This window comes from Endozoicomonas sp. ALB032, from assembly GCF_049310125.1.
GTDB lineage: Bacteria > Pseudomonadota > Gammaproteobacteria > Pseudomonadales > Endozoicomonadaceae > Endozoicomonas_A.
In genome coordinates, this window is sequence record NZ_JBLYNW010000001.1 from 6,964,315 (window position 1) to 6,986,566 (window position 22,252).

A 22,252-nucleotide genomic window follows, 5' to 3' on the forward strand; every position below is an offset into this window, starting at 1 on the left:
ATTACGCTTAGCAGCCTGTGCTGATGCCAGACGCCCGATATTCCTCAGTTATCACGATAAAGAAAACTTATATGCTGTCATTCAGAACAATGACTCACCAGGATCTTCCGGAACTGGCGGCTATCGAGCAGGAAGCCGGACCTCATCCATGGAATCAAAAGCACTACATGAACAGTATCGACTCGGGTTATCTCTGCATGGTAGCCGAACACCAGGGTAGAATTGTTGCCCAGGGAGTCGTCATGCTGGCTGCAAGAGAAGCCAGCCTGCTGATTCTGACCGTCTCTCGCAGTGAGCAGGGCAGAGGCTATGGCACTGCCATGCTGAATCAACTCATCGATGCTTCAGCCAAATTGGCAGAAACCCTGTTTCTTGAAGTGCGCGAATCCAACAAAAAAGCCTTCAACCTCTATCTTAAATCTGGTTTCAGTGAAATTGGCCGCCGTAAAAACTACTACCCGGCAAACAAAGACCATAAGGCCGAGGATGCTATTGTTATGGCTCTGGATCTCAGCGTCAGGGAGTGACCGGACAGTCATCCAGCCAAACGCCAGTGACAGGATGTCTGCCACATCTGCCAAGTAGCCACTCGAAGTAGACTTTTAGCTCTTTTGGTTTCTTTTTCTTCTGTTCGTTCACTGTGATGGGCAACGTCAATGCCTCAGTGTATGAATAAGGATCAAGGCCCCCGTTCAACATAGTTCTCAGACGCCCTCTTTCCGGGGATGCAGGAGTCTTGCCACGGGCAAAATACCACTTTTGAGACGGACTTCCTCCGGGAAAGCAGGGTAATAGTGAAAAGCTTCCCGGCAGCCAGGTCAGGCAATATCGGTAACCTGCAGCACGATTAAAGATTCGCTTGGTTAACAAGTCATGGCGCCAAACCTGGCTGTTCTGGCTATCGCAAGTACCCAGTTCAATGGATGTCGATGAATAGCAGCTACTCATGTCAGGAGATTCGGACAAACAGCTTTCTGCGGCGCTAACACCAAGGCAAAGCCTCAGGTTCTGATTCACCAGCAGGATATCTTCTGTCAAACGCTCAGAGACCCAGAAAGCTCTCTCAGGCCGCTCTTCCCAGCTCAAAACAGGTGGGACTTTTTCTTCCTCAGGTTGCGCTTCTTCCGGCGGCATTATCTCTTCAGGTGGAAGGGGCTTTTCAGGTTTCGTTTCTTGCCCAGACACCTCTTTCTCTTCACCGGATTCGGGCCCCTGGTCATTTAGAGGTTCCCGCTCAAACTCACAGACGGTCTGTCCGGTATGCAGATTCTGATAGCAGCGCCGCTCTCCCATGTCCGTCTCAAGATACCGATATAATAAAGGTGCAGGATCCTCACTCTTATCAAGCAGCGCGATATATCCGTTCTCCTGTTGTCGATCAGTTGCGTTCGACAATCTGCCTTGCTCATCAAATAGCCAGATCTGGGCGCTGGTCGATTCTATACAGGGCAACATTGCCAGAGTGTCTATCATTCTGGATAGACAGATACTGGCAGCAAAGCCCTGATAATGGATCGTTTTTCTCTGGAAATCATAATACCATTTCTGGAATGGGCTATTGTCGTCGCAGGGTTTGATCACTGCCCGGTTTCCGGGATAACAGAGCCTTTTCTGCTCAGGGTTCTGATGCACACAGGTAGTAGACTCATCCCCTTCAACATCCAGCCCCAGGCAATAGGAAGCGCCCTCTTTCTGGAGGAAGAATTGATTGGCAAAATGTGCAACCGGCCGATGATCGTCTGAGACATCTGCCCCGGACAGGAGCGGAAAAAAAACGAAGAAAACAGATAAAAGATTAAAAGCTCCGAAGAGCAAAAATCCCCATAATGAAACAGGAACAACTACCAGTCCATTTTTGTAGTTCCACTTACCTGCCATCTCTGTCGCCACTCTATTTATTAATTATTTTGACATTAGCTGATTACCCTTCTTTGTCAAAATGCTAACTGCCGGTCAGAGCCACAAAACAGCCGCTTTTACAGCCCGATAAAAAAGTGTAGTAACCCTCTGAGCTTCGGGATTTTCCTACTTTTCTTACCATTACAATGCCACCTCAGCCCGGTATCCCTTAAAACAGTTTTTGAATAGCGCACAATCCCCACTACACAGAAGGAAATCGGCAGGTATAATTGCGCGCCTGTCACCGTCAGTAGAAAGGTCATCCAGCGTTGATTATCTTCACCGTCACTAATAAAGTAACAAAACAAATTTTTGTAGGCTCCACTCGCAATGACCTTGAAAGCCAGTGGGAAAAAATGGTGGCAGCTGCACACCAGGATATGGACTACCCGCTTTACAGAGAAATCCGTATCCACGGCGAAGACGCATTTACCGTGGAGGAGTGGGATAGGGCCGAGTCCCGTGAGGAACTGGCTGAGCTCGAGCAGGACGCGATCGATTTCTTTGGTGCCCATAGCCTCAGAGGCTATAAGACCAGCACGGTAAAAATCCTGCCCAAAAAGAAGCGGCGCCAGCGCAAGTCCAACATTGAAAAAGAGCTGGCCTCCATTTTTGCAGAAATCAATGAAGGTGATTCCAATACACCTCCAAGCCTTGCCATGAAATCCGGCAATGCTGGCAATAAAGCGAATGATGACTCTGCTCAACAGTCAGAAGCCGGTTCGACTGCGCCTGCTCAGGCCGCTCAACACTCAGCTGCTGAGCCTGTGTCTGCGCCAGCTGTACCCAGCCCGACTCCAGACTCAACCGGGATCAAGGTTGTCCAGTCCGAAAAAGAAAAGCCAAAGCCTGAACCAACCCAGTCTGCGGGCTCCAGGGCCAATGCGATGGTTCAGTTGAGCAGCATTGAAATGAGCGATGACATCACAGCCCAGCTGGCTGCGATTACTGCCGCTGCCGACGCCTGCCTGGCCGGTGACAGCGACGCCCTGAGTCAACTGGATGTTCAGTCTGAACCTGCAGTTAAAGAAAGCTCTCAACCGCCAGAAACCACTGAGCCAGAGCCAGCAGCCATTATTGAAACAGAGGTCGTTGCTGCTGACCCCATCTGCCCGAAAGAGCTTCGCATACGTGAGGCTATTGAACGCCACAGAAAACAACGCGCACAACGCAGTGCTGAAAGTCAGGAGAACGAAAGAAGAAAAATGGCCGAAACCCTGGCAAAACTCAATGCCAGAATTCAGGAAATGCAAACAGGGAAGCTGGCAGCAGTAGCCTGATCGCTACCAGAGTCGACTCTATTGGGGTCGACTCGGTTGTCATTTTTGAAACGGCAGCAGAGAATTCAATACGGTTTCTGCAAACTCGCCCGTAAAAATACCTGAAACACTTCAAAATATAGTGACAAGACTGGTCAAATTTGCGCCATATCGAATATCCGATATTCAGGGCAGGCACTATCAATTTAACCACAACTTCTGTGGATAACCCTGTTAATTGCTCACATCATCCTGAACTAACCCCGTCAGTCACGGGCCTTCCAGCAAAGTGGGCATTATTTGCTCACAAAAAATCCAGACTACCAGATATGGGGGTATAAAAGAAAACGAGCACAAGACAGCACTTTACCCACAAAGATCAACCTAAGAAATCTCCACCATAAACCGTGATTTATCGAAAAAATAACGATACCACTCCCATATTCTAACCGACCGTAAAAATCGTTATCATCGGGGGTTTTTACTCCCGAGTGAAACCTCAGCATGTTAGAACGGCTATTCAAACTGAAAGAACATCACACCGATGTTAAGACAGAAGTGCTGGCAGGCATTACTACATTCCTGACCATGGCTTACATTATTTTTGTAAACCCAAGCATGCTGGCCACCACCGGTATGGATCAGGGGGCCGTTTTTGTTGCTACCTGTCTGGCTGCTGCTATCGGCTGTATGATCATGGGCTTTTATGCTAATTACCCTATTGCTCTTGCTCCTGGTATGGGTCTCAATGCCTTCTTCGCCTTCACCGTTGTAGGTCAAATGGGTTATAGCTGGCAGGTAGCACTGGGGGCGGTTTTTCTTTCAGGTGTCTGCTTTTTCGCATTGAGTGTCTTCAAGATTCGTGAGTGGATTATCAACAGCATTCCTCTCTCTTTGCGAGGTGGTATTGCTGCGGGTATTGGGCTCTTCCTGGGCTTTATTGCTCTGCAGAATGCCGGCATTATCGTTGGCGACCCGGCCACACTGGTAACACTGGGAGATATGAATTCCTGGAGCGCCATTATGGCATCCATTGGCTTCGCCCTGATTGTGGCTCTTTACTACCGCAATGTCACCGGCTCAGTCATGATTGGCATTCTGGCCATTACCGTCATCAGCCTTGTAGTCGGCAAAGTAGAGATGAATGGTGTGTTTTCCATGCCTCCCAGCGTCGCCCCGACATTTCTGCAACTGGATATTGCCGGAGCATTGGAAGTCGGCATGATCAGCATTATTTTCTCTTTCCTGTTTGTTGACCTCTTTGATACCTCAGGCACATTGGTTGCCGTAGCGCAAAAAGGCGACCTGCTGGACAAAGATGGTAAATTCCCTCGCCTGGGCAGAGCTCTGATGGCAGATTCCATGGCCAGTATGGCAGGGGCTGGACTGGGTACTTCAACCACTACCAGTTATGTTGAAAGTACCGCCGGGATTTCAGTGGGTGGTCGCACAGGCCTGACCGCTGTGGTTGTTGGCATACTGTTCCTGGGATGCCTGTTCCTGTCGCCACTGGCAGCCGTAGTGCCTGCCTACGCAACCGCCCCTGCTCTGATCTTCATAGCCGTTTTGATGACTCACAGTATGTTCCAGATTGACTGGGACGATCTGACAGAAGCTGCTCCAGTGGTTATTGCAGCTGTTTCCATGCCTCTGAGTTACTCGATCACAACCGGTATTGCCTTTGGTTTTATCTCCTATACCGCCATCAAACTCCTGAGTGGTCGTGCAAAAGACCTTAATAGTGCACTGATTGTTCTATCTCTGCTGTTCACCGTTAAGCTGGTGATATTCAATTAATGAACTGAAAACCAGTTTTCATCTCTTCGAAAGCGGCCCATAATATGGGCCGTTTTTATTTATCGAAGAGCATCATGTCATTAGCCGTAGTAGAGCCTGAAAAGTACGAAGCCCAGCTGAGCGAGAAGGTAAGCCTTACCCGAGAAGAATTTAAGACTTTTGATGTTCCTGAACTGGAAGTTTTCAGATCCCGGCCTCAGCATTACAGAATGCGGGCAGAGTTTCGCATCTGGCATGAGCAAGAACGCAGCTACTACCGAATGTTTGACCCTGAGACCAGACAGCCTTTCAACGTCGACCAGTTTCCTGCAGGCACAAAGCGTATCAATGAATTAATGATGCCGCTGATGAGAGACATCGAGCAGCAGGAGGTCCTGCGAAAAAGGCTTTTCCAGCTGGAATTTCTGACAACCCAGACCGGTGAGGCTCTGATCAGTATGCTTTACCACAAACCGCTGAATGATGAGTGGAGGGCTTCGGCGGAGAAATTACAGTTTTCTCACAATATTCGCATCATCGGTCGTGCCAGAAAGCAGAAAATAGTCCTGGATCGGGATTACGTTGTCGAAACCCTTAATGTGTTGGGTAAAAACTACCAATACACTCAGGTCGAGAATAGTTTCACTCAACCCAACGCCGGAGTTAATGAGCATATGCTTGGCTGGGCCAGTGATGTCTGTAGTGGTCTGAAAGGGGATCTGCTCGAGCTTTATTGCGGAAACGGCAATTTCACTTGTGTCCTGGCCAATCACTTTGACAAAGTTTTGGCAACAGAGATATCCAAAACATCAGTGAACTCTGCTCATGACAACTTTGAGCTTAATGCCATCGAGAATGTTCAGATAGCCCGTTTATCCAGCGAAGAGTTCACTCAGGCAATGAATCGTGAGAGATTGTTCAGACGCTTGCAAGACATTGATCTGGACAGCTATGACGTATCCACCATCCTGGTAGATCCTCCCAGGGCTGGCCTTGATGAAGGCACTGAAGCCCTGGTTCAAAAGTTCGACAATATTGTCTACATTTCTTGTAACCCTGACACACTGAAGAAGAATCTGGAAAAGATCACCCTAACTCATAGTGTGCAACGTATAGCCCTTTTTGATCAGTTCCCTTATACCCATCATCGCGAAATGGGTGTATTCCTGATGCGAAAATAATTCCCTGAAAGGCCAAAAAGCAACCAGCTGCTGACCTTTCCTTAAACGGAATTCTGTACCAGACTGTTAGCCTCCCTGTTTCAAAAGCAGATAAAACCAGTAACGGGGATTCTAACGGAGACAGAATGAAAAACTATGCAGACTCTCTTTGTGCGCTGTTTGTTTGTTTCTTTATAAACATTTTCAGCTCCAATGCACTGGCAACAGAAAACATTGATCTTCTTTTGGTCGCTTATGATCAAGGGGAAAGTAATGCTTTTAAACAGCTTGAAAAAGCCCTGAAGAAGCGAGGTATTAACTACCGCATTTTATCGATTGGCAGGGCCGCAGAAATCTTCCGGAATCACCCGCTCAACCTTACCATTTCTGTACCTGATCCAGAGCAGCTCAGGAACAATCGGGAAACAGTCTGGCCCAAAAGCGCTCTCATTGAGTTATCGAAACGTATTAGGCCTAAGATCGTTTATTCCGGAATGGCCAGTGCTGTACAGGCCCAGATTCTCAATCATATGAAGCAAGGTGGCAGCTTCACTCTGGCTTTCTATGATAATTTTGATCCCATTACCAACAAGGAATATGTGCAGGCATTTCTGGAAACAATTCGAACGCTTGATGAATTCCATATTCCCACTTCTGCAACCGCAGTAAGCTTCAAAGATCTTGTATTTTGCCCCAATCCCCTCTACGTAGTAATTGGGCAACCGGCGCTTGAGGCTTGGGATGATATTTACCGACAAACGGATAACCGATCTGTCCGCCTTGAACTAAACATTGGTCCCAATGAGCCTGTTGCGGTATTCGCCGGGGGTTATGACGACACCTATGAAGAGTATTTCAGAATCTTTATTGAAGCCACCCGAAAGCTGCCGTCCGTGACCTTTCTGGTCACCCATCACCCTAAGACCAGTGGTGAGGTCGAGCGACGCTGGATTAAGGAAAGAGGTACCGGGAATGTTCGATTAGTGGAAAATAATCGCCATTCTACCGCTGCTCTCACAAAAATGTCTGTTGCTGTTATGGTCCATAAATCCTCTATTGGAACGATGGCACGCTATAAGGGAAAACCTGTTATTTACATTGCTGAACCAGGAACAGACAACTTTCTGATCCGCGAAAAGGCAGCCTTTCTGGCTTCTACTCCGGAAGAAGTGGTCAAAAAGTTTCAGTCTGCCATTGCCAGCGATAACCAGGTTCCCTCACTGGAGTCGCTGGGTATACCCGATCAGCCTTCATTGTCTATTGCCATCGAAATCGAGACTATTTTGGAGGATATGAGACGATCAGAGTCCGATACACTTTAACCAGCAGGATGATTATGGTTAACTGTCTCTGAATTCCTTATTTTACGGAGACTTCCGAATGCAGGGCAGGCCGACCCGCCTAAAGGTTGTTACTGGCTTGTTTGCTGGAGCTGTGATAGGACTCATTTCCCTGATCGCTATCGCCAACTGGCTGGTCAATACCAAAACCAGCTCGCGGCTTTATAACAATGTAGAAAGCATTCCATACAATAAAGTCGGTGTTCTGCTCGGCACCAGTAAGTACTCTCGTGAAGGCGGGTTTAACAACCATTATGCTCTCAGGCTCAAGACTGCCTATCTTCTCTACACCCGGGACAAGATCGATTATATTTTGATCAGCGGCGACAATGGAACACCTTATTATGATGAGCCGAGCACCATCCGAAAGGACCTTTTGAAAATGGGCATTCCTGCCGAAAGGATCTACAGGGATTATGCAGGTTTTCGAACCCTGGACTCCATTATCAGGGCAAAGTTTGTCTTCGGGCTTGATACGTTCACCATAATTTCCCAGACCTATCACAATAAACGGGCACTCTATATCGCCCAGAATAAAGAAATTAATGCTATTGCTTTTAACGCTGGTGACGGGGCCGATAGTGACCTGAGCAATAAGGCCAGAGAGATCCTTGCAAGAGTTCTGGCCGTCCTGGAAGTTCACTGGTTAAACACTGGCCCCAAGTACCTGGGCCCAACGATCGATATTGGTAATACACCTCCGACATAGAACCAGACCTGAAATGCGACTGATTATCAACAAAAAAAACAACAAAAAAAAGACAGGCATACATTTTTTGGCTTTCTGCCTGCTTCTACCCAGCACTCTCGCTCTGGCCGATCAAAACAGGATCACTATTTCAACAGGGATGTATCCGACAGATTACCCTCCTCTTTCATGGAAAGATGGAAGAAAAGGCATTGTGCAGAAAACCCTTGAAGCCATCAGCGAGCGGAGCGACTTTGACTTCACGGAAGAGTACTACCCTTTCAACCGTATCATTTACAAGGTAGGCAATGGCAGCCTGGATCTGCAAGCCTGGAGCTCCCCCCAGTGGCGAGAAGGCGTTTCCGGGAAAGTTTACTTTACCGAACCTTTTGCAGAGCACTGTGAAATCATTGTGCAGTTACAAGGCAGTAAACTGGAAGTAAACCAACCTGGCGACCTTCAGGGAAAGCGACTTGGGGTGGTGCAGAACTATACCTTTAAGACTTTTGAACCTTACTTCCAATCCGGAGAAGTGATTCGCCACAACTCCAGGGATGAAGTGCACGCTCTGAAGCTTCTGGAGAAAGGCCGAAATGATGCAGCACTGATGGACGAAATGGTAGCACGCCACCTCATTAAAACCCGGTTCGCGGGTTTGTTTGTGACAGGGAAAACATTCGACTGTGTTCCTGTGACATTCATGTTCAGTAAGTCTGCTGAAAAGCACGGAATAAAGATCAACAGGATTCTTCAAAAGTTAAAGTCAGAAGGTGTCATAGATCAGATAATAAAAATGTATCGATAAAGGATAACGACGTCCTAAAATTCCTTAGAGATTGGACAAGTAATCGTCTAAATCACTAAATTGCCTGATCGTTTTATTAATTTGTAACATGCTCAGAAGCTCGTCCGTCTTAGCATTTACACCTACCAAGGTAAGCTTTCTTTTTTCAATTTTTAAACGCTTATAAAGAAAGACCAATACACCAATACCAGAAGAATCAAACTTTTCAACAGAACTCATGTCTATAATCAAATCACCTGAGCAATCTTTGATCAGGTGATCGAGTTGAGATCTTAAACCATTAACGGTTTCAGCATTAAATTGACCTTTCAGTGAGATGACATCATATGACTGAGCGTGCGAGATTGAGTAATCCATTACTTCCTACTCCTTAACTTTACTCCTGACTTTCAACAGCGAAGAACCAGACATTTTTTACAAGTTCTATTCTCATAATAGACAAGCCGTAGCCTAAAAGATGAACACATCTATATCCTTTGGCAATAACAAAACAAGCTCAAAATAACACTTCCCAATCAAAATACTCTTTTGCCAACTTGCCATCGTTTTTTTAAAGAAAAAACAAATAAAAAACCTTCCGACAATTATTTTACCTGATAAAAAGCTAATTAAAATTGTGTTTAAGGATTACAATTTTGTATTAGTAAACTGCTCTCAACTTCCTATAGTTAATTTCACAAGGAAATAAAAAACTCTTAAGCCAACATTTGTTTGCTCACTAGTTGCTTTCCTCTTTTTTTAATACATAGCCAACCTCGTTGAAGTCTGTCGTTGAAAACGTTCTATGGATGGCGTCAAAAAAGTCAAAGAATATGGAAACCAGCACAAGCATTGATGCTAAGCAACGCTTATCTGCCAAATTGCTAAAAGCTGTTCTAATGGCAGCCTGTGTGCTGGGTATTTCGATCAGCTGTGTTCAGATTTTCTTTGATGCCCGCCAGTCCAGCAAAAGCATTGACTCGGAAGCCTGGCAAATGCTGTCTATGATCAGGGAACCCTCCATTCAGGCCGCCCACAGAATGGAACCCACAATGGGCGAAGAGATTCTTTTCGGGTTAATGGAGCATCAGGCAGTTCACATCGCGGCGATCAAAATACCCAATGAACCTGAACTTGCTGTTATAAAGCGTGACCTTTCCAAATCAGGGTATCGCTATTTTTCAGACTATCTATTTGAACCTGTTCGAATTTATCGTATTCCTCTGTACAAAAAAGAACCCGTTCATGAACATTACGGCGAGCTCTTTTTGGCCATTGATACGGCTCACCATGGCCAGGAGTTCATTCAGCGCTCAGTGATAGTAATGGTCAGCGGTATTTTCAGAGCTATTGCAATGGCATTCTTGCTCTACCTGATCTATTCATTGATTCTTACTAAACCTCTGAACCGTTTGATCAGAAACCTGTCTCAGATTAACCCGGACGCTCCCGGCTCTCATAAACTGCGCATCCCAAATGGCCATCAGAACAATGAGCTCGGTCTTTGGGTTAGAACAGCCAATCAGCTACTGGAATCAATAGAACGAAACCTGAACCTGAGACAGAAAGCTGAGGCTCAGATCATGAGACTGTCTCAGTATGACTATTTAACCCGCCTGCCAAACAGAAGAACCTTGCAGAAGCACTTGCAGAGCATGATCAATAAACCCGGGAGCTCTGATAACAATATTGCCATTCTCTGTCTCGGCCTTGATGATTTCAAATCACTAAATGCCCATTTCAATTTCAATGCGGCAGAGCATGCACTGGTCAAAATTGCAGATCGTCTGAGAAACCATATTGGTAATAGAGGCTTCATCGGTAAGCTTGGAGAGGATCAGTTTGCAATCATTCTTTCTAAAATCGCCCAACCGTATACAGCAGCTGAAACGGCTCAGGCACTTCTGAAACAGCTGGCAACCCCCATTACAGTGAATGATGAAAAGATAACCATTAACGGAACTGTTGGTATCACGTTATTTCCTGACGATGGTCAGCAAGTGGATAATCTCTTGCAGCAGGCTGAATTCGCCATGATTATGGCCAAGTCCAGAAATCAGAACCGCTACCAATTTTATATTGCCTCCGTTGATACCGAGATCCGGCAGCGCAAGAAACTTGAAAGGGATCTTCATGAAGCTCTGAAGCATCATGAACTCAGTCTGGTGTATCAACCACAGATTGATTTCAAAACTTCCCGGATGGTGGGTGCAGAGGCTTTACTTCGTTGGAAACATCCTGAGAAGGGACTTATTTCACCGGAAATGTTTATCCCTATGGCAGAAGATAATCTGGAAATTATTCCTATAGGTGACTGGGTGCTTGAATCGGCATGCCAACAGCTCCATGAATGGCATAAAACAGAGTTCCATGATCTGAGAATCGCCGTGAACCTTTCTGCCATTCAGCTAAGAGACAAAAATATCGTTGATCGCATCAAATACCTGTTAAAAAAATATCAGATTCCCCCCCAGTTGCTGGAAATTGAAGTGACTGAGACCTCCATAATGGAAGATATTGAGCTTTCCTCTGAACAGCTCAATAACATCAAGGCAACGGGCATTACCCTTGCAATGGATGATTTCGGCACAGGCTACTCCTCATTAAGTTACCTGAAACAGTTTCCATTCGATAAATTGAAAATAGATAAATCCTTTGTCGAAGGGCTACCAGGAAATAAGGAAAACACCGTTATCGTTGAAGCCATTATTCAACTGGGTCGCAGCTTTGGCATTAAAGTCATCGCCGAAGGTGTTGAAAACAAAGAGCAGGAAACACACCTTATCAAGTCAGGTTGCACAGAAGGCCAGGGGTACTTTTACAGCAAACCCCTTGCGGATCAGGAATTTGCTGAATTTTTAAGAAACTGGAAAAACAAATCTGCTAGCTCCAGGAAAAGGACATTCCCCAATGAACCCGACGTCGACAAGCACTGAAGAAACCACTCGTGCCATTGAGCGCTACCTGACCGACAACCCTGGCGATGAGTCACTGAATGCACTTGGCATGACGGCAGATGGGCGGATTGTCCGGTTGGCCGAGCATGATGAATGCCAACGGCTGGAACTGCATCAGATGCTTGAACAACAGCTCGGAACGCTAATGCCCCCGGAGTTAGATCAGTCGATAAGGGAGCGGATGATTGAGAACGCACTAAAAACTGGCGTTCAGACCCTGGGTGAATATAAGAAGAAGATTCGTCGGGACCGGCAAATCCGAAATAGGTTAGAGACTTTGAAGGCTGATTATGCCGCTCAATTTGCCATTATGCACGAACGGACCGAAACGAAAGTGGGCCGAAAGGGAGAGACCGAAACCGGTGGTTGCGGGTCAATCTATGGTATAGCAGATTGGGATTATCACTTCAGTAATGAGTTTACCCGGACGCATTGGAAATTCATGAGCAATTTCAAACGTGGAACTAATGTCGCCAGAGATTTTTTCATGAGTAACGTGATTACGTACCAGCTTGAATGGACTTTTCTGGACAAACGCTGGCTTCTGGAACTGCCAACAGCCATTGAACGCTGCAAAATTGTCAATAATGTGACTCTCGATGTTTTGCGCCATCATCATCAGGATTACAGCACCGAAAGCTTTCGCAAAGACTTTCTGGAAACCACCCATAATGGCAAGAGCACTGTAAGAGTCGCACAGGACCTGGGACTTAAAATTGCCGACCTGACCGTGACTTACTGTGACAAGCCCGTCAAAGCAGTCAATCTTGATGCACTACTTGATGCCCGAAGTGAAAAGACCTTTTCTGTGATTGTGCACGTTTATCCGGACCCCTCGATTTACGATGTATGAAATGAAAGCCGAAGCTAAAAGGGAGTCGAACCGTGAAAGGAGTCACCTATGTTCACCCGCTTACCACTCTCGGTAAAAGAGCAATGGATTTGGCCTTAGCAGTGATCGGCATTATTTTTACACTGCCTCTTTACCCCTTCATTGCTTTAATGATCAAACTGGACAGTCCTGGTCCGGTTTTTTATCGTCAGATGCGTATTGGCTATCAGAGCAAAAACTATGTCTGCCTCTTTCTGATGAACCGGTTCAGAACCATGAGCGTCGATAAAGAAGCCCAAAGTGATCCTGTCCGGACGACGAAGAATGAACTCCGAGTCACCAAGGCAGGTCTTTTTCTTCGCAGGACCCGTCTGGATAAATTACCTCAACTCTGGAATGTTCTCATGGGCGATATGTCCATCGTCGGTCCCAGACCTGAGCGCCTTGGAATCTGTCATAAGCTGGAAGACAACATCCCCTTTTATACCGAAAGAACCTATGATGTTATCCCCGGAATGACCGGACTGGCTCAGGTAAACCTGAGTTGTGACGAAACCCTCTATGATCTGAGAAACAGAGTCGCTTATGACCATGCCTATGCACTGTCTTTGAGCAACCCTGCTGACTGGCTAAAGATGGACGTTAGCATCCTGTTCAAGACGTTTTGGGTTATGGCTACGGGCAAGCGGTAACAACCATCAAACTAATGACCTCAATAATTCAGATGGTTCTCTTCCAGTATGTCCAATGCTCTGCGCATTCCTTCCCGGCTATGAACCCCAGGCCGGAAAGGGTCGGCCAAGGGCCTCTGAAGCAGTGAACACCCTATCCCTTCCGGTGCTTCACGCTCCTCAGGCCACAAGAGAACGTCAGGATAAACCCCTTTGTTTAAGAAAGGTGGCTGATGTCTCCACCTTTACACGACTTTATACGACTTTCTTCAGTAATGAGCCTTTGTCGATAAATCGATCCGGAATCAGTTCAGGTAACCTTTTTGTAAGATAGGCTTCCAGTTTGGTCTTGCCGGTTTTATCCAGCTCAATGCCCAGCTTGCTTCGACGCCAGATGATATCTTCAACCTGGTAAGCCCACTCATGCTCAATCAGATAATCAACCTCAGCGGCATAGAGACCGGCACCGAAATACTCTCCCAAATCGTCCAATGAACGACTCTCTCCCATCAAACGACGACTCAGGCTTCCATAAGTTCTACTGAAGCGGGAAGCGATCTCTGGAGGCAGCCAGGGGTAAGCATTGCAAAGCTCTTCGGTACAGTCCTGAACACTCTTGAACCCTTCACTGCCCGGCAGCTGACAGGCTTTGGTCCAGCTTTCACCCATAACAGGGAAATAAGGCTTAAGTTTGCCAATAGCCGCTTCAGCCAGCTTACGATAGGTCGTGAGTTTACCGCCAAAGATAGAAAGCAACGGCGCCTTGCCGTCCTGATCTTCCAGCTCCATGGTGTAGTCACGGGTAATCGCCTGGGGAGAGTCTGATTCATCTTCACAGAGTGGCCGCACTCCAGAGTAATCCCAAACAACGTCATTCAGTGAGATCTGTTGTTTAAAGTGTTTGTTCACGATATCACAAAGATAACGTTTTTCATCTTCAGAGCAGCATACATCAGCAGGATCACCCTTATACTCAACGTCGGTGGTACCCACCAATGAATATTGGTCCAGATAAGGAATGACGAAAACAATCCGGTTATCTTCGTTCTGCAAAATATAAGCACGTGGCTCTTCGTGAATACGAGGAACAATGATATGACTGCCTTTGATCAAACGAATTTTACGCGGGGATCTTTGCTTCAGCCCCTCATCAAAGAAAGATTGAACCCAGGGGCCGGCCGCATTCAGCAGGGCACGACTTCGAACAATAGACTCTTCTCCAGTGATCTCGTCACGAAGAGTAATATGCCAGACGCCATCTTTTCGTTCCGCATGCAATGCCTGAGTGCGAGTTCGAACTTCCCCACCTTTTCTCTGAAGCTCCATAGCATTCAGAACGACCAGACGGGCATCATCTACCCAGGCATCAGAATATTCGAAGCCTTTTCTGAAGTCTTCCCTAAGTGCAGAATCCTTGCCAAACCTGAGAGACTTTGATCCCTTCAGAGAAAACCGGGCACTGAGGTTGTCATAGAGAAAGAGCCCGGCACGAATCATCCAGGCGGGTCTCAGATGCGGTCTGTGAGGCAGACAAAAGCGCATGGGAGAAGCAATGTGAGGAGCCATTTTAAGCAGAACTTCTCTCTCTGCCAGCGCTTCCCTGACCAGTCGGAACTCATAATGCTCCAGATATCTGAGACCACCATGAATCAGCTTGCTGCTGGCTGATGAGGTGGCACCGGCCAGATCGGACTTCTCGCACAGACCTACTTTCAGGCCCCTGCCTGCTGCATCTACGGCAATGCCTACACCATTGATACCACCACCAATCACGTAGATGTCAAAGAGATCCCCTGTCTGCACCTGTTTCATTTCACTCACACCCAAAACGAATATTTACGAATACTTATAAACTATAGTGAACTTAATAGTACAAAAAAAACCAATGCATTTACCAATTCGGACAAATACGAATATACAGGTGACTCATAACGGGGCAATAACACAAATAGGAAGGGTGCAGGAAGACCTTAGATCAGGCTCCTGCACCAAGAATGCGAGGGGTTATCAGGAACAGGCGCATTTGGCTGATGTTTTGCTTCTTATCGGCACGGAACAAGCGACCAAGAACAGGTATATCGCCAAGTACCGGAACTTTAGTCGTCTTCTGATCCTGACTTTCTTTATAGAAGCCACCAATCAGCAAACTTTCATTTTCGTTTACGATTGCTTGTGTACTAATCGAGCTGTTACTGACCCTGGGCAGGGAAAGGTTCTGGTCGTTGGAATCTCCTCCATCCTGAATATTCACACTCATATGGATCCGACGACCCATCTCCTCTTTGACAATTCTGGGGGTAACCTGAACAACGGTTCCCGAAGTAACGGGGAACAGTTCTGCATCTTCCTGGCTGGCCACCTGAACATAAAAGGTACTGCTGTTATCGAAGACTGCCTCCAGATTGTCCAGTGTAAGAATGGAAGGTTTGGAAACAACTTTGGCTCGACCTTCATCCTCCAATAGACTGAGTCGAGCATTAAAACTGCCAATGTTCATACCCAGAACAGTCGTAAATGAAGAGAAGTCATCAGCATAGGCAGAAGAACCCGGATCAAAAGTAATTTCAGAATTCGTTCCACGGGTATTGTTCCAGTCAACACCCAGCGCTTCTATGTCGGCTGTATTAACATCAATAATGGAGACGCTGACCTCGACCTGGGAAGAAGGTTTGTCCAGAGATTCAATAAGGCCTTCATACATGACCATCTTGGACTCCAGATCATGGACAATAATGGCATTCAGCCTCGGATCTGCACTAATGTAAGCCCCTTCTATATAGGCACCGGCATTCAATGCTTCTTCGGGCTGCCGGGACTGCTGTTTATTCTGAGCACCATTGCGAACAACACCCTTTGCGGGCTGCATTGCAAGTGGTTCAACAGGCTTACGTTCAACGCTGGCAACCCCTCCTCCACTGACGATGTTTCTTAACAGGCTAGCTACTCCGGGAACAACAATCTGCTGACCTCTGAAATTGAAACTTTTATCGGTAGCCCAAGCGTACTTGAGTCTGAACATACGCACTGTCAGTTTACTCTTCTGCCGTTCCCCCTCTTTATCATCGAGTAACTCAGCCGTTTGCCCCACTATTTCAATGTATCTTGGTGGTCCGGATACATAGATCAGGCCATCTTTTGGCTGTTCTTTCCAGAAAAAGCGACCGTCCCAGACACCCACTTTTTTAAGTGTTTTCTTGAAGTCCCGGGTACTCATGTATTCTAGGCTGATGATCTTTTGCTCAGCTGAACTGCCACTGTAAATGTAGAGTGAGTGGCCATCAAAATACCAGATAAACCCGTAAATATTAGCCATGTGATCCAAAAAATCGACGGGCGTCAGTGGACCAATCTTGCCGTTCACTTCTCCTATAACATCTTCAGAGATAACGATTGGAACATAGTAACTGGCAGCAAAGTTCTGTAATGCCTCAAGCAGATCTTCACCACTGCCATAGAAGGAATAAGGACGGTCTCCAAAGACAGCCAGGGCTGGAGAGTCTGAATCTTTTACGTCCTCCTCCAATTCTTCCAATAATGCCTTGCTGGCCGCCTCAATACTTTTCATCTGTTTGACCGCAGACTCAGAACTATCTTGTTCCCTGGATGATGCTTCAACTTCCAGAGGAATATCAAAGCCAACCCTGATTTCGGGCTGTGGAGCCTTTCGCACATAGTTGTAGTCGATATTTTCGATACCTGTCGTTTGTTTCTGACCACCCATCCACTGCTGCAACCTGAAATATTCCTCTTCATCAGGTCTGGATCTTGACGGAGGAAACGCAGTTGCATCCAGAGCCTGAACCGGAGGCTCTGCTGGCCGGGTTGTCAGAAACCCGGGCTCAACATATTCGGTAGAATTATCTGGAAGGTATATGGTTTGTCCCACCATCAGATTTGAAGGGTTGCTAATATTGTTCAACTCAGCCAGCTCATGGAGCTCAAAACCATAATTCTGAGCAATGATGAAGAGCGATTCACCAGGGCGCACAATATGCCTTCGAGTAGTGTCAGATTGGGAAACGGAAGACCAGACCGCCGCCTGAGAATTGGACGACAACAAGCCAGCAAAAAGTATTTGGCTTAACAAAGCCAGAGCAGGCAACAAAATCAGCCAGAGCTTTAGATTTTTTGAGCCCATTTGAAGAGTGCCTCCATGCCCATCCTCTAAACAACCCAGTAATAAAGGTATTAACGGCTAAATAAACTTTTTACAATTAATATTTTATTTTTTTATAACTATTTTGAATACACAACAGAATAAGACCAGTGTATCCAAGATTACCCATCAATTCTAATCATTTACACAGTTTTAGAGCCAGTGCTACGGTTTACTGTCATCCAGCCGATGCTAAAACGAAGATAATCAATTCATCTAAATAGAGGCTGTGCATTATGGACGTGTCTTTTAAAAACGGTCTTTCGGGGATTTCATTCATCAATAATGATTTCATTGATAAAGATTTTCCGAAAAACAAGTCTTCTTTTAAACCCTCCGGCAAGGGTATTTCAGCCGAGCTCTGGAAAGCCCTTGAACTGGGTCGTAACTACCAGAATCGTGAAAAAAAATACGCGCTCGGCCTGACTGAAAAGACTCCTTCACTCTCCCCTGATGAACATCACATGATGACGGATATGGCCATGAGCCTTCTAAGTAAACACGCTGAAGAATGGCCCGAAGCAAAAGCAGCTCTGGCCGTATTAAAAGAGTCAAAAGAATTGCAGGAATACCTGACCATGACACGAAACGTTCTGGTCGCAGGCTAATAGTAACAATAGGGAGGAGAAACCATGAATAGGCCATTAAGACAGTGGTTACTGGCTCAGGCCTCTTATTATATGGAGTATCTACAGCCACGAAAGTCGATCGCTTTGTTGGAAGCCGTTAGACGATTTGAGCCCAAAAATCCCGATGTTTATCGAATGCTCAGCTACGCCTACCTGCAAACGGATCGACCTGAAGATTCCATCAAGGCCGCCGATACTTTTCTGCAGTACGCGAAGCCTGGAATGGATACCCGGGCTATTAAATGGATCAAGGGGCGAGCACTGCTCAAAAAGAGAAAGAAAGCTGCTGTAAAATAATCTCTTGCTTGACCAGACTGCTCTCTCCTGCAAACAGACTGGTCATAAAGCATGAATCCTGTCGTCGCAGGGCTTAATAAACTGGGCCAAAGAAATGACCTGATGCTGGCAGTCATGCTGGTAGCCATCGTCAGTCTCATCATTTTGCCCATGCCCACCGTTCTGGTGGACTTTCTTATTGCCCTTAACATGGGGCTCTCTTTCATCCTGATGATGACGTCTATCTATCTGTTATCTCCGCTGGAATTCTCTTCGTTTCCAGCAGTGCTTCTGGTAACGACCCTGTTCAGGCTGGCACTGTCCATCACCACTACCCGACTGATACTTCTCCAGGCTGATGCTGGTGAAATCGTCTATACCTTCGGTAATTTTGTGGTCGGCGGCAACTTGATTGTCGGTATCGTAATCTTCCTGATCATCACGATTGTGCAGTTCCTTGTCATCACCAAGGGCTCTGAGAGGGTTGCAGAAGTCAGTGCCCGTTTCTCACTGGACGGTATGCCCGGTAAACAGATGAGTATCGACGCCGACCTTCGTGCCGGCTCCATCGAGATGGAAGAAGCACAAAAACGTCGGGAACTGGTGCAGAAAGAAAGTCAGATGTACGGCTCCATGGATGGCGCCATGAAGTTCGTTAAAGGTGATGCCATCGCGGGTCTGATCATTATCTTTGTGAACATCACAGCTGGTGTTGCCATTGGTACCATGATGAACGATATGACGGCAGGTGAGGCATTGCAGCTTTATGCCATACTGACTGTGGGCGATGGTCTGATTTCACAGATACCAGCTCTGCTGATCTCCATCACCTCCGGTATTATCGTCACCAGGGTCTCCAACGAAGACTCCAAAGATCTGGGTAATGAAATTGGTGGACAGCTGCTCGATAAACCCAAAGCGCTTCTGGTTGGGGGCGTTCTGCTTCTTGGCTTTGCCCTGATTCCCGGTTTTCCCACATTCATATTTCTAATGCTGGCTCTGATAATTGGTGGTGGTGGCTATTACCTGTTGAGGAAGGCCTCCCGCGAGATGGCTCAGGAAGCCGAAGGCGGAATTCCAGCCATGGCCGCTGCGACTGAAACAGCCGGAGATGCCAAGTCCAGACTGGATCAACAGGAAGAGTTTACACAAACCCTGCCACTGATTATTGATGTACCGACTTCCATTCAGGAAACATTGAACACCCAGATGCTTAACGATGAGCTTCTGAAAGTTCGAAAAGCTCTATACATGGATCTCGGGGTTCCCTTCCCTGGTATCCATCTTCGCTTTAATGACTCGATGATGGACAACACCTATTCCATCATGCTTCAGGAAGTTCCTGTGGCGAACGGCCATTTCAGACCGGGTTATGTCTTCGTGCGCGAAACCATCGACCATCTGGAAATGCTGAAAATACCTTATGAGCAGGAAGAAGATTTCCTACCCAGCCTTGATACGCTGTGGGCAGAAGAAAGCCAGAAAGAGAAGTTGGAAAAAAATAATGTTAATTACATGGATGCCCCTAAAATCCTGACATTTCATCTGGCACATGTATTGAAAAAATACGCAGAAGAGTTCATTGGCATTCAGGAAACCCGATATTTGCTGGAAAAAATGGAATCTTCATTTGGCGAGCTGATAAAGGAAGTCCAGCGTCTTCTACCAGTCAATAAAATCACTGAAATATTCCAGCGACTGGTCTCAGAAGACATCTCGATCAGAAACCTGAGGTCCATACTCCAGGCACTGGTCGTCTGGGGCCATAAAGAAAAAGAAGTGGTTCAGCTAACTGAATACGTCCGCTCATCATTGAAACGATACATCAGTTACAAGTATTCGAATGGTAAAAACATGCTGCCCGTATATCTTCTTGATCAAGATGTAGAAGATACCATTCGTGGTGGCATCCGACAGACGTCGGCAGGCAGTTACCTGGCCCTTGATCCATCCCAGTCTGCTCGCTTTGTCGAGAATGTAAAAAACACAGTGGGTAAAATTGGACACCTTGAACATAAGCCTGTCCTGATCACATCCATGGATATTCGCAGATACGTCAGGAAACTTCTGGAACTGGAAGTTTATGATCTGGCCGTATTGTCCCACCAGGAGCTTACTGAAGAGATCACAGTACAACCTTTGGGTCGTATATCACTTTGATCAATGCTGATAACTCAGACAGCCTATTCTCTTTAGTAGAAAGGCTGTCTGCTTAGAAAAGAAAGTCAGGGAATGAAGACAGATCTTCTTTTAAAGGACGTTAGCTGGAGGATTATTGAAGATCAGAGCGAACCAGACCGTAAACGTATTGATCAAAGTAATCTTCACCTTTGAAAATATGTTTTCGGAGGACACCTTCGAGTTGGAAGCCGCACTTTTCGAGTACTTTCCCAGACCCCTTATTGTAATCAACAACATCGGCATAAATGCGAACCAGACCCATTTCGTCCATAGCATACTGGGTAACCCGGCTGAGAGCTTGAGTCATTACCCCTTTACCCCAGTGAGACTCAGATAACCAGTAGCCGATTTCAGCCGTAAAGCGATGAACATCCAGTTGGGTTACAAAGCCGATCTCACCGATGGCCTCCCCCTGATGATCAATCACAAAACGGGAATCAGCTTCATTTTCCTTCACATGCTGAATCCATGCCCTGGCGTGCTCTATCGTATAGGGGTGAGGAAAACTGTCCCTGAGATTCTTGGCCACATTCCAGTTGTTGCCATGACGTGAAAGTGATGGTGCATCACCATAAAGAAAGCTTCTAACACAATATCCGTTACCCAGATCAAAGCGCATATCCATAGCCTGACATGATCAATTTATCAGGTATTCAATCGGCAAAATACTGTGTGACTGAAGAGAGGCATAAGGTCTGTTACTGCCTTTTTTTCATTTTATCCAACATAGCATCAACAACAGCTCTTGCTTCATCCTGCGCATCGGGCATAGTGTCAGGGTTAAGGTCGGGAGCTACACGCCATTCAATGACTCGCTTGGCAAGTTTTCGAGCCAGAACGCCAACGATATCATCAAGGTACTTCTCGTCCAGCATGGGCAAGTCCATAAACCGAAGGTGTACTAAAAGCTGCTCCGATTTGCCTTCTTCTTTCATATGGATGGCAAAATCGCCTGCGTCTGATGTGCTCTGACTGATGGTCAATGTGAAATGTTGGCCACTCATAACATTCTCCAAACATAACTAATCCAGTTGTCGGCGAAGCTATGGCGGGCTTTAAGGTATGCCCCCCCTGTTCTTACACAGATTGGAAATAAAAATCCTTGATCCATAGAACAACCTCCATTTCGCTCTCAGGTAAACTTTCAGCCCACTTAGCTACAATGAAGAATGTTTGTGGGCGATATAAGCAAGGATAGACATAACCGCTCATCAGAATATTCAACCCAGGGAGAGAACCATGATAACAAACCATGACGCTGAACCCATCCAGCCTTCCAACCGTGGTCAAGTTGAACCGACCAAGCCGGTACAGCCAATTGATGCGGCTGAGGCTGAGCGCTTTGCTAATCTCAAGAAGCAGGCAGAGATGAAAGAAGGTGAGGCTAGTGAAGTCGAAGACGGCATGATCAGCCCGGAAGAGCTTCAAAGGCAGATCAGGGAGAACCTTTTCAAAAATGGCTTTAACAAGGCTATGGAGAAAGCTCGGGAAATATCTAAAGAGTTAAAAGAGGGCTAACCCTCTAGCTCTTTTACTTTTTTTGATAGATTTCAATAGGACAAATAACTACATGCATTGGCTTGAGGCATAACCTGAGTCTGTTTCAGGCCAGTTAGACAGGCCACTCAATAAAAGGACCAGAGC

At 46.4% G+C, this 22,252-nt stretch carries 20 protein-coding genes; 14 read left to right on the plus strand and 6 right to left on the minus strand.

Translation table 11 applies throughout. The annotated features are described in order from the left end of the window. Positions 1-71: 71 nt before the first annotated feature. A complete protein-coding gene (rimI, locus tag ACO6VG_RS25245; RefSeq protein ID WP_422134845.1) occupies positions 72-527 on the plus strand; it encodes a ribosomal protein S18-alanine N-acetyltransferase in 456 nt (151 codons plus the stop codon). On the opposite strand, the gene ACO6VG_RS25250 is transcribed toward rimI, so the two are convergent. Continuing rightward, a complete protein-coding gene (locus ACO6VG_RS25250) occupies positions 517-1,878 on the minus strand; it encodes an RICIN domain-containing protein (RefSeq protein ID WP_422476177.1) in 1,362 nt (453 codons plus the stop codon). The two genes, rimI and ACO6VG_RS25250, sit on opposite strands and share 11 nt — an antisense overlap. A gap of 290 nt (positions 1,879-2,168) precedes the next feature. On the opposite strand from ACO6VG_RS25250, the gene ACO6VG_RS25255 reads away from it, so the two are divergent. From ACO6VG_RS25255 to ACO6VG_RS25280, 6 genes are all read left to right on the plus strand, one after another. Continuing rightward, positions 2,169-3,179, plus strand: a complete 1,011-nt coding sequence (locus ACO6VG_RS25255; RefSeq protein WP_422138688.1) for a hypothetical protein — start codon at positions 2,169-2,171, stop codon at positions 3,177-3,179. 483 nt (positions 3,180-3,662) lie between these two features. Beyond that, the gene (locus tag ACO6VG_RS25260; protein ID WP_422134848.1) at positions 3,663-4,955 is read left to right on the plus strand and encodes an NCS2 family permease; all 1,293 of its coding nucleotides are present in this window, start codon (positions 3,663-3,665) and stop codon (positions 4,953-4,955) included. A 74-nt stretch (positions 4,956-5,029) separates the two neighbouring features. Then, positions 5,030-6,115 (plus strand): tRNA (uridine(54)-C5)-methyltransferase TrmA, encoded by a 1,086-nt coding sequence (trmA, locus tag ACO6VG_RS25265; protein ID WP_422134849.1) that lies wholly within the window; start codon positions 5,030-5,032, stop codon positions 6,113-6,115. A gap of 125 nt (positions 6,116-6,240) precedes the next feature. Further along, positions 6,241-7,416, plus strand: coding sequence for a hypothetical protein (locus ACO6VG_RS25270; RefSeq protein WP_422138690.1), 1,176 nt, complete (start codon positions 6,241-6,243; stop codon positions 7,414-7,416). A gap of 112 nt (positions 7,417-7,528) precedes the next feature. Continuing rightward, entirely contained in the window at positions 7,529-8,143 is a 615-nt protein-coding gene (locus ACO6VG_RS25275; RefSeq protein WP_422476179.1) for a SanA/YdcF family protein, read from the plus strand. A gap of 13 nt (positions 8,144-8,156) precedes the next feature. Continuing rightward, positions 8,157-8,927, plus strand: coding sequence for a substrate-binding periplasmic protein (locus ACO6VG_RS25280; protein ID WP_422138691.1), 771 nt, complete (start codon positions 8,157-8,159; stop codon positions 8,925-8,927). 24 nt (positions 8,928-8,951) lie between these two features. On the opposite strand, the gene ACO6VG_RS25285 is transcribed toward ACO6VG_RS25280, so the two are convergent. Beyond that, complete coding sequence (locus ACO6VG_RS25285) at positions 8,952-9,284, minus strand: STAS domain-containing protein (RefSeq protein WP_422134853.1); 333 nt, start codon at positions 9,282-9,284, stop codon at positions 8,952-8,954. A 455-nt stretch (positions 9,285-9,739) separates the two neighbouring features. Here ACO6VG_RS25285 and ACO6VG_RS25290 point away from each other — a divergent pair, with 455 nt between their 5' ends. Genes ACO6VG_RS25290 through ACO6VG_RS25300 form a run of 3 tightly spaced genes read left to right on the plus strand, consistent with a single transcriptional unit; the run spans position 9,740 to position 13,387 of the window. Then, complete coding sequence (locus tag ACO6VG_RS25290) at positions 9,740-11,842, plus strand: putative bifunctional diguanylate cyclase/phosphodiesterase (protein WP_422138692.1); 2,103 nt, start codon at positions 9,740-9,742, stop codon at positions 11,840-11,842. Continuing rightward, complete coding sequence (locus tag ACO6VG_RS25295) at positions 11,817-12,716, plus strand: hypothetical protein (RefSeq protein WP_422476181.1); 900 nt, start codon at positions 11,817-11,819, stop codon at positions 12,714-12,716. Before ACO6VG_RS25290 ends, ACO6VG_RS25295 begins: the two co-directional genes overlap by 26 nt. 32 nt (positions 12,717-12,748) lie before the next feature. Beyond that, entirely contained in the window at positions 12,749-13,387 is a 639-nt protein-coding gene (locus ACO6VG_RS25300) for a sugar transferase (protein WP_422410751.1), read from the plus strand. A gap of 234 nt (positions 13,388-13,621) precedes the next feature. Here ACO6VG_RS25300 and glpD read toward each other — a convergent pair whose 3' ends face one another. Both glpD and sctC read right to left on the minus strand, forming a co-directional pair. Then, the gene (gene glpD / locus ACO6VG_RS25305; RefSeq protein WP_422410749.1) at positions 13,622-15,178 is read right to left on the minus strand and encodes a glycerol-3-phosphate dehydrogenase; all 1,557 of its coding nucleotides are present in this window, start codon (positions 15,176-15,178) and stop codon (positions 13,622-13,624) included. A 163-nt stretch (positions 15,179-15,341) separates the two neighbouring features. Next, complete coding sequence (gene sctC, locus ACO6VG_RS25310) at positions 15,342-17,504, minus strand: type III secretion system outer membrane ring subunit SctC (RefSeq protein WP_422476183.1); 2,163 nt, start codon at positions 17,502-17,504, stop codon at positions 15,342-15,344. 254 nt (positions 17,505-17,758) lie between these two features. On the opposite strand from sctC, the gene ACO6VG_RS25315 reads away from it, so the two are divergent. From ACO6VG_RS25315 to sctV, 3 genes are read left to right on the plus strand one after another with little or no spacing between them, the layout of a single operon-like run. Then, the gene (locus ACO6VG_RS25315) at positions 17,759-18,130 is read left to right on the plus strand and encodes a hypothetical protein (protein ID WP_422134860.1); all 372 of its coding nucleotides are present in this window, start codon (positions 17,759-17,761) and stop codon (positions 18,128-18,130) included. Positions 18,131-18,154: 24 nt separating this feature from the next. Continuing rightward, positions 18,155-18,448 (plus strand): hypothetical protein, encoded by a 294-nt coding sequence (locus ACO6VG_RS25320; protein WP_317145497.1) that lies wholly within the window; start codon positions 18,155-18,157, stop codon positions 18,446-18,448. Between the two features lie 51 nt (positions 18,449-18,499). Continuing rightward, the gene (sctV, locus tag ACO6VG_RS25325) at positions 18,500-20,587 is read left to right on the plus strand and encodes a type III secretion system export apparatus subunit SctV (protein WP_422134861.1); all 2,088 of its coding nucleotides are present in this window, start codon (positions 18,500-18,502) and stop codon (positions 20,585-20,587) included. A 112-nt stretch (positions 20,588-20,699) separates the two neighbouring features. Here sctV and ACO6VG_RS25330 read toward each other — a convergent pair whose 3' ends face one another. Both ACO6VG_RS25330 and ACO6VG_RS25335 read right to left on the minus strand, forming a co-directional pair. Next, a complete protein-coding gene (locus ACO6VG_RS25330; RefSeq protein ID WP_422134862.1) occupies positions 20,700-21,233 on the minus strand; it encodes a GNAT family N-acetyltransferase in 534 nt (177 codons plus the stop codon). A 73-nt stretch (positions 21,234-21,306) separates the two neighbouring features. Next, the gene (locus ACO6VG_RS25335) at positions 21,307-21,612 is read right to left on the minus strand and encodes a hypothetical protein (protein ID WP_317145494.1); all 306 of its coding nucleotides are present in this window, start codon (positions 21,610-21,612) and stop codon (positions 21,307-21,309) included. A 235-nt stretch (positions 21,613-21,847) separates the two neighbouring features. Between ACO6VG_RS25335 and ACO6VG_RS25340 the strand changes: the two genes are divergently transcribed. Next, complete coding sequence (locus tag ACO6VG_RS25340) at positions 21,848-22,126, plus strand: hypothetical protein (protein WP_422134863.1); 279 nt, start codon at positions 21,848-21,850, stop codon at positions 22,124-22,126. Positions 22,127-22,252: the final 126 nt, after the last annotated feature.

Bases quoted from the DNA above. Each gene is read 5' to 3' on its own strand.
- rimI (WP_422134845.1), top strand. From the start codon at position 72: ATGCTGTCATTCAGAACAATGACTCACCAGGATCTTCCGGAACTGGCG.
- ACO6VG_RS25260 (WP_422134848.1), top strand. From the start codon at position 3,663: ATGTTAGAACGGCTATTCAAACTGAAAGAACATCACACCGATGTTAAG.
- ACO6VG_RS25295 (WP_422476181.1), top strand. From the start codon at position 11,817: ATGAACCCGACGTCGACAAGCACTGAAGAAACCACTCGTGCCATTGAG.
- ACO6VG_RS25330 (WP_422134862.1), bottom strand. From the start codon at position 21,233: ATGGATATGCGCTTTGATCTGGGTAACGGATATTGTGTTAGAAGCTTT.
- ACO6VG_RS25315 (WP_422134860.1), top strand. From the start codon at position 17,759: ATGGACGTGTCTTTTAAAAACGGTCTTTCGGGGATTTCATTCATCAAT.
- sctC (WP_422476183.1), bottom strand. From the start codon at position 17,504: ATGGGCTCAAAAAATCTAAAGCTCTGGCTGATTTTGTTGCCTGCTCTG.
- ACO6VG_RS25290 (WP_422138692.1), top strand. From the start codon at position 9,740: ATGGAAACCAGCACAAGCATTGATGCTAAGCAACGCTTATCTGCCAAA.
- ACO6VG_RS25320 (WP_317145497.1), top strand. From the start codon at position 18,155: ATGAATAGGCCATTAAGACAGTGGTTACTGGCTCAGGCCTCTTATTAT.
- glpD (WP_422410749.1), bottom strand. From the start codon at position 15,178: ATGAAACAGGTGCAGACAGGGGATCTCTTTGACATCTACGTGATTGGT.
- ACO6VG_RS25335 (WP_317145494.1), bottom strand. From the start codon at position 21,612: ATGAGTGGCCAACATTTCACATTGACCATCAGTCAGAGCACATCAGAC.
- ACO6VG_RS25280 (WP_422138691.1), top strand. From the start codon at position 8,157: ATGCGACTGATTATCAACAAAAAAAACAACAAAAAAAAGACAGGCATA.
- trmA (WP_422134849.1), top strand. From the start codon at position 5,030: ATGTCATTAGCCGTAGTAGAGCCTGAAAAGTACGAAGCCCAGCTGAGC.
- ACO6VG_RS25250 (WP_422476177.1), bottom strand. From the start codon at position 1,878: ATGGCAGGTAAGTGGAACTACAAAAATGGACTGGTAGTTGTTCCTGTT.
- ACO6VG_RS25270 (WP_422138690.1), top strand. From the start codon at position 6,241: ATGAAAAACTATGCAGACTCTCTTTGTGCGCTGTTTGTTTGTTTCTTT.
- ACO6VG_RS25340 (WP_422134863.1), top strand. From the start codon at position 21,848: ATGATAACAAACCATGACGCTGAACCCATCCAGCCTTCCAACCGTGGT.
- sctV (WP_422134861.1), top strand. From the start codon at position 18,500: ATGAATCCTGTCGTCGCAGGGCTTAATAAACTGGGCCAAAGAAATGAC.
- ACO6VG_RS25285 (WP_422134853.1), bottom strand. From the start codon at position 9,284: ATGGATTACTCAATCTCGCACGCTCAGTCATATGATGTCATCTCACTG.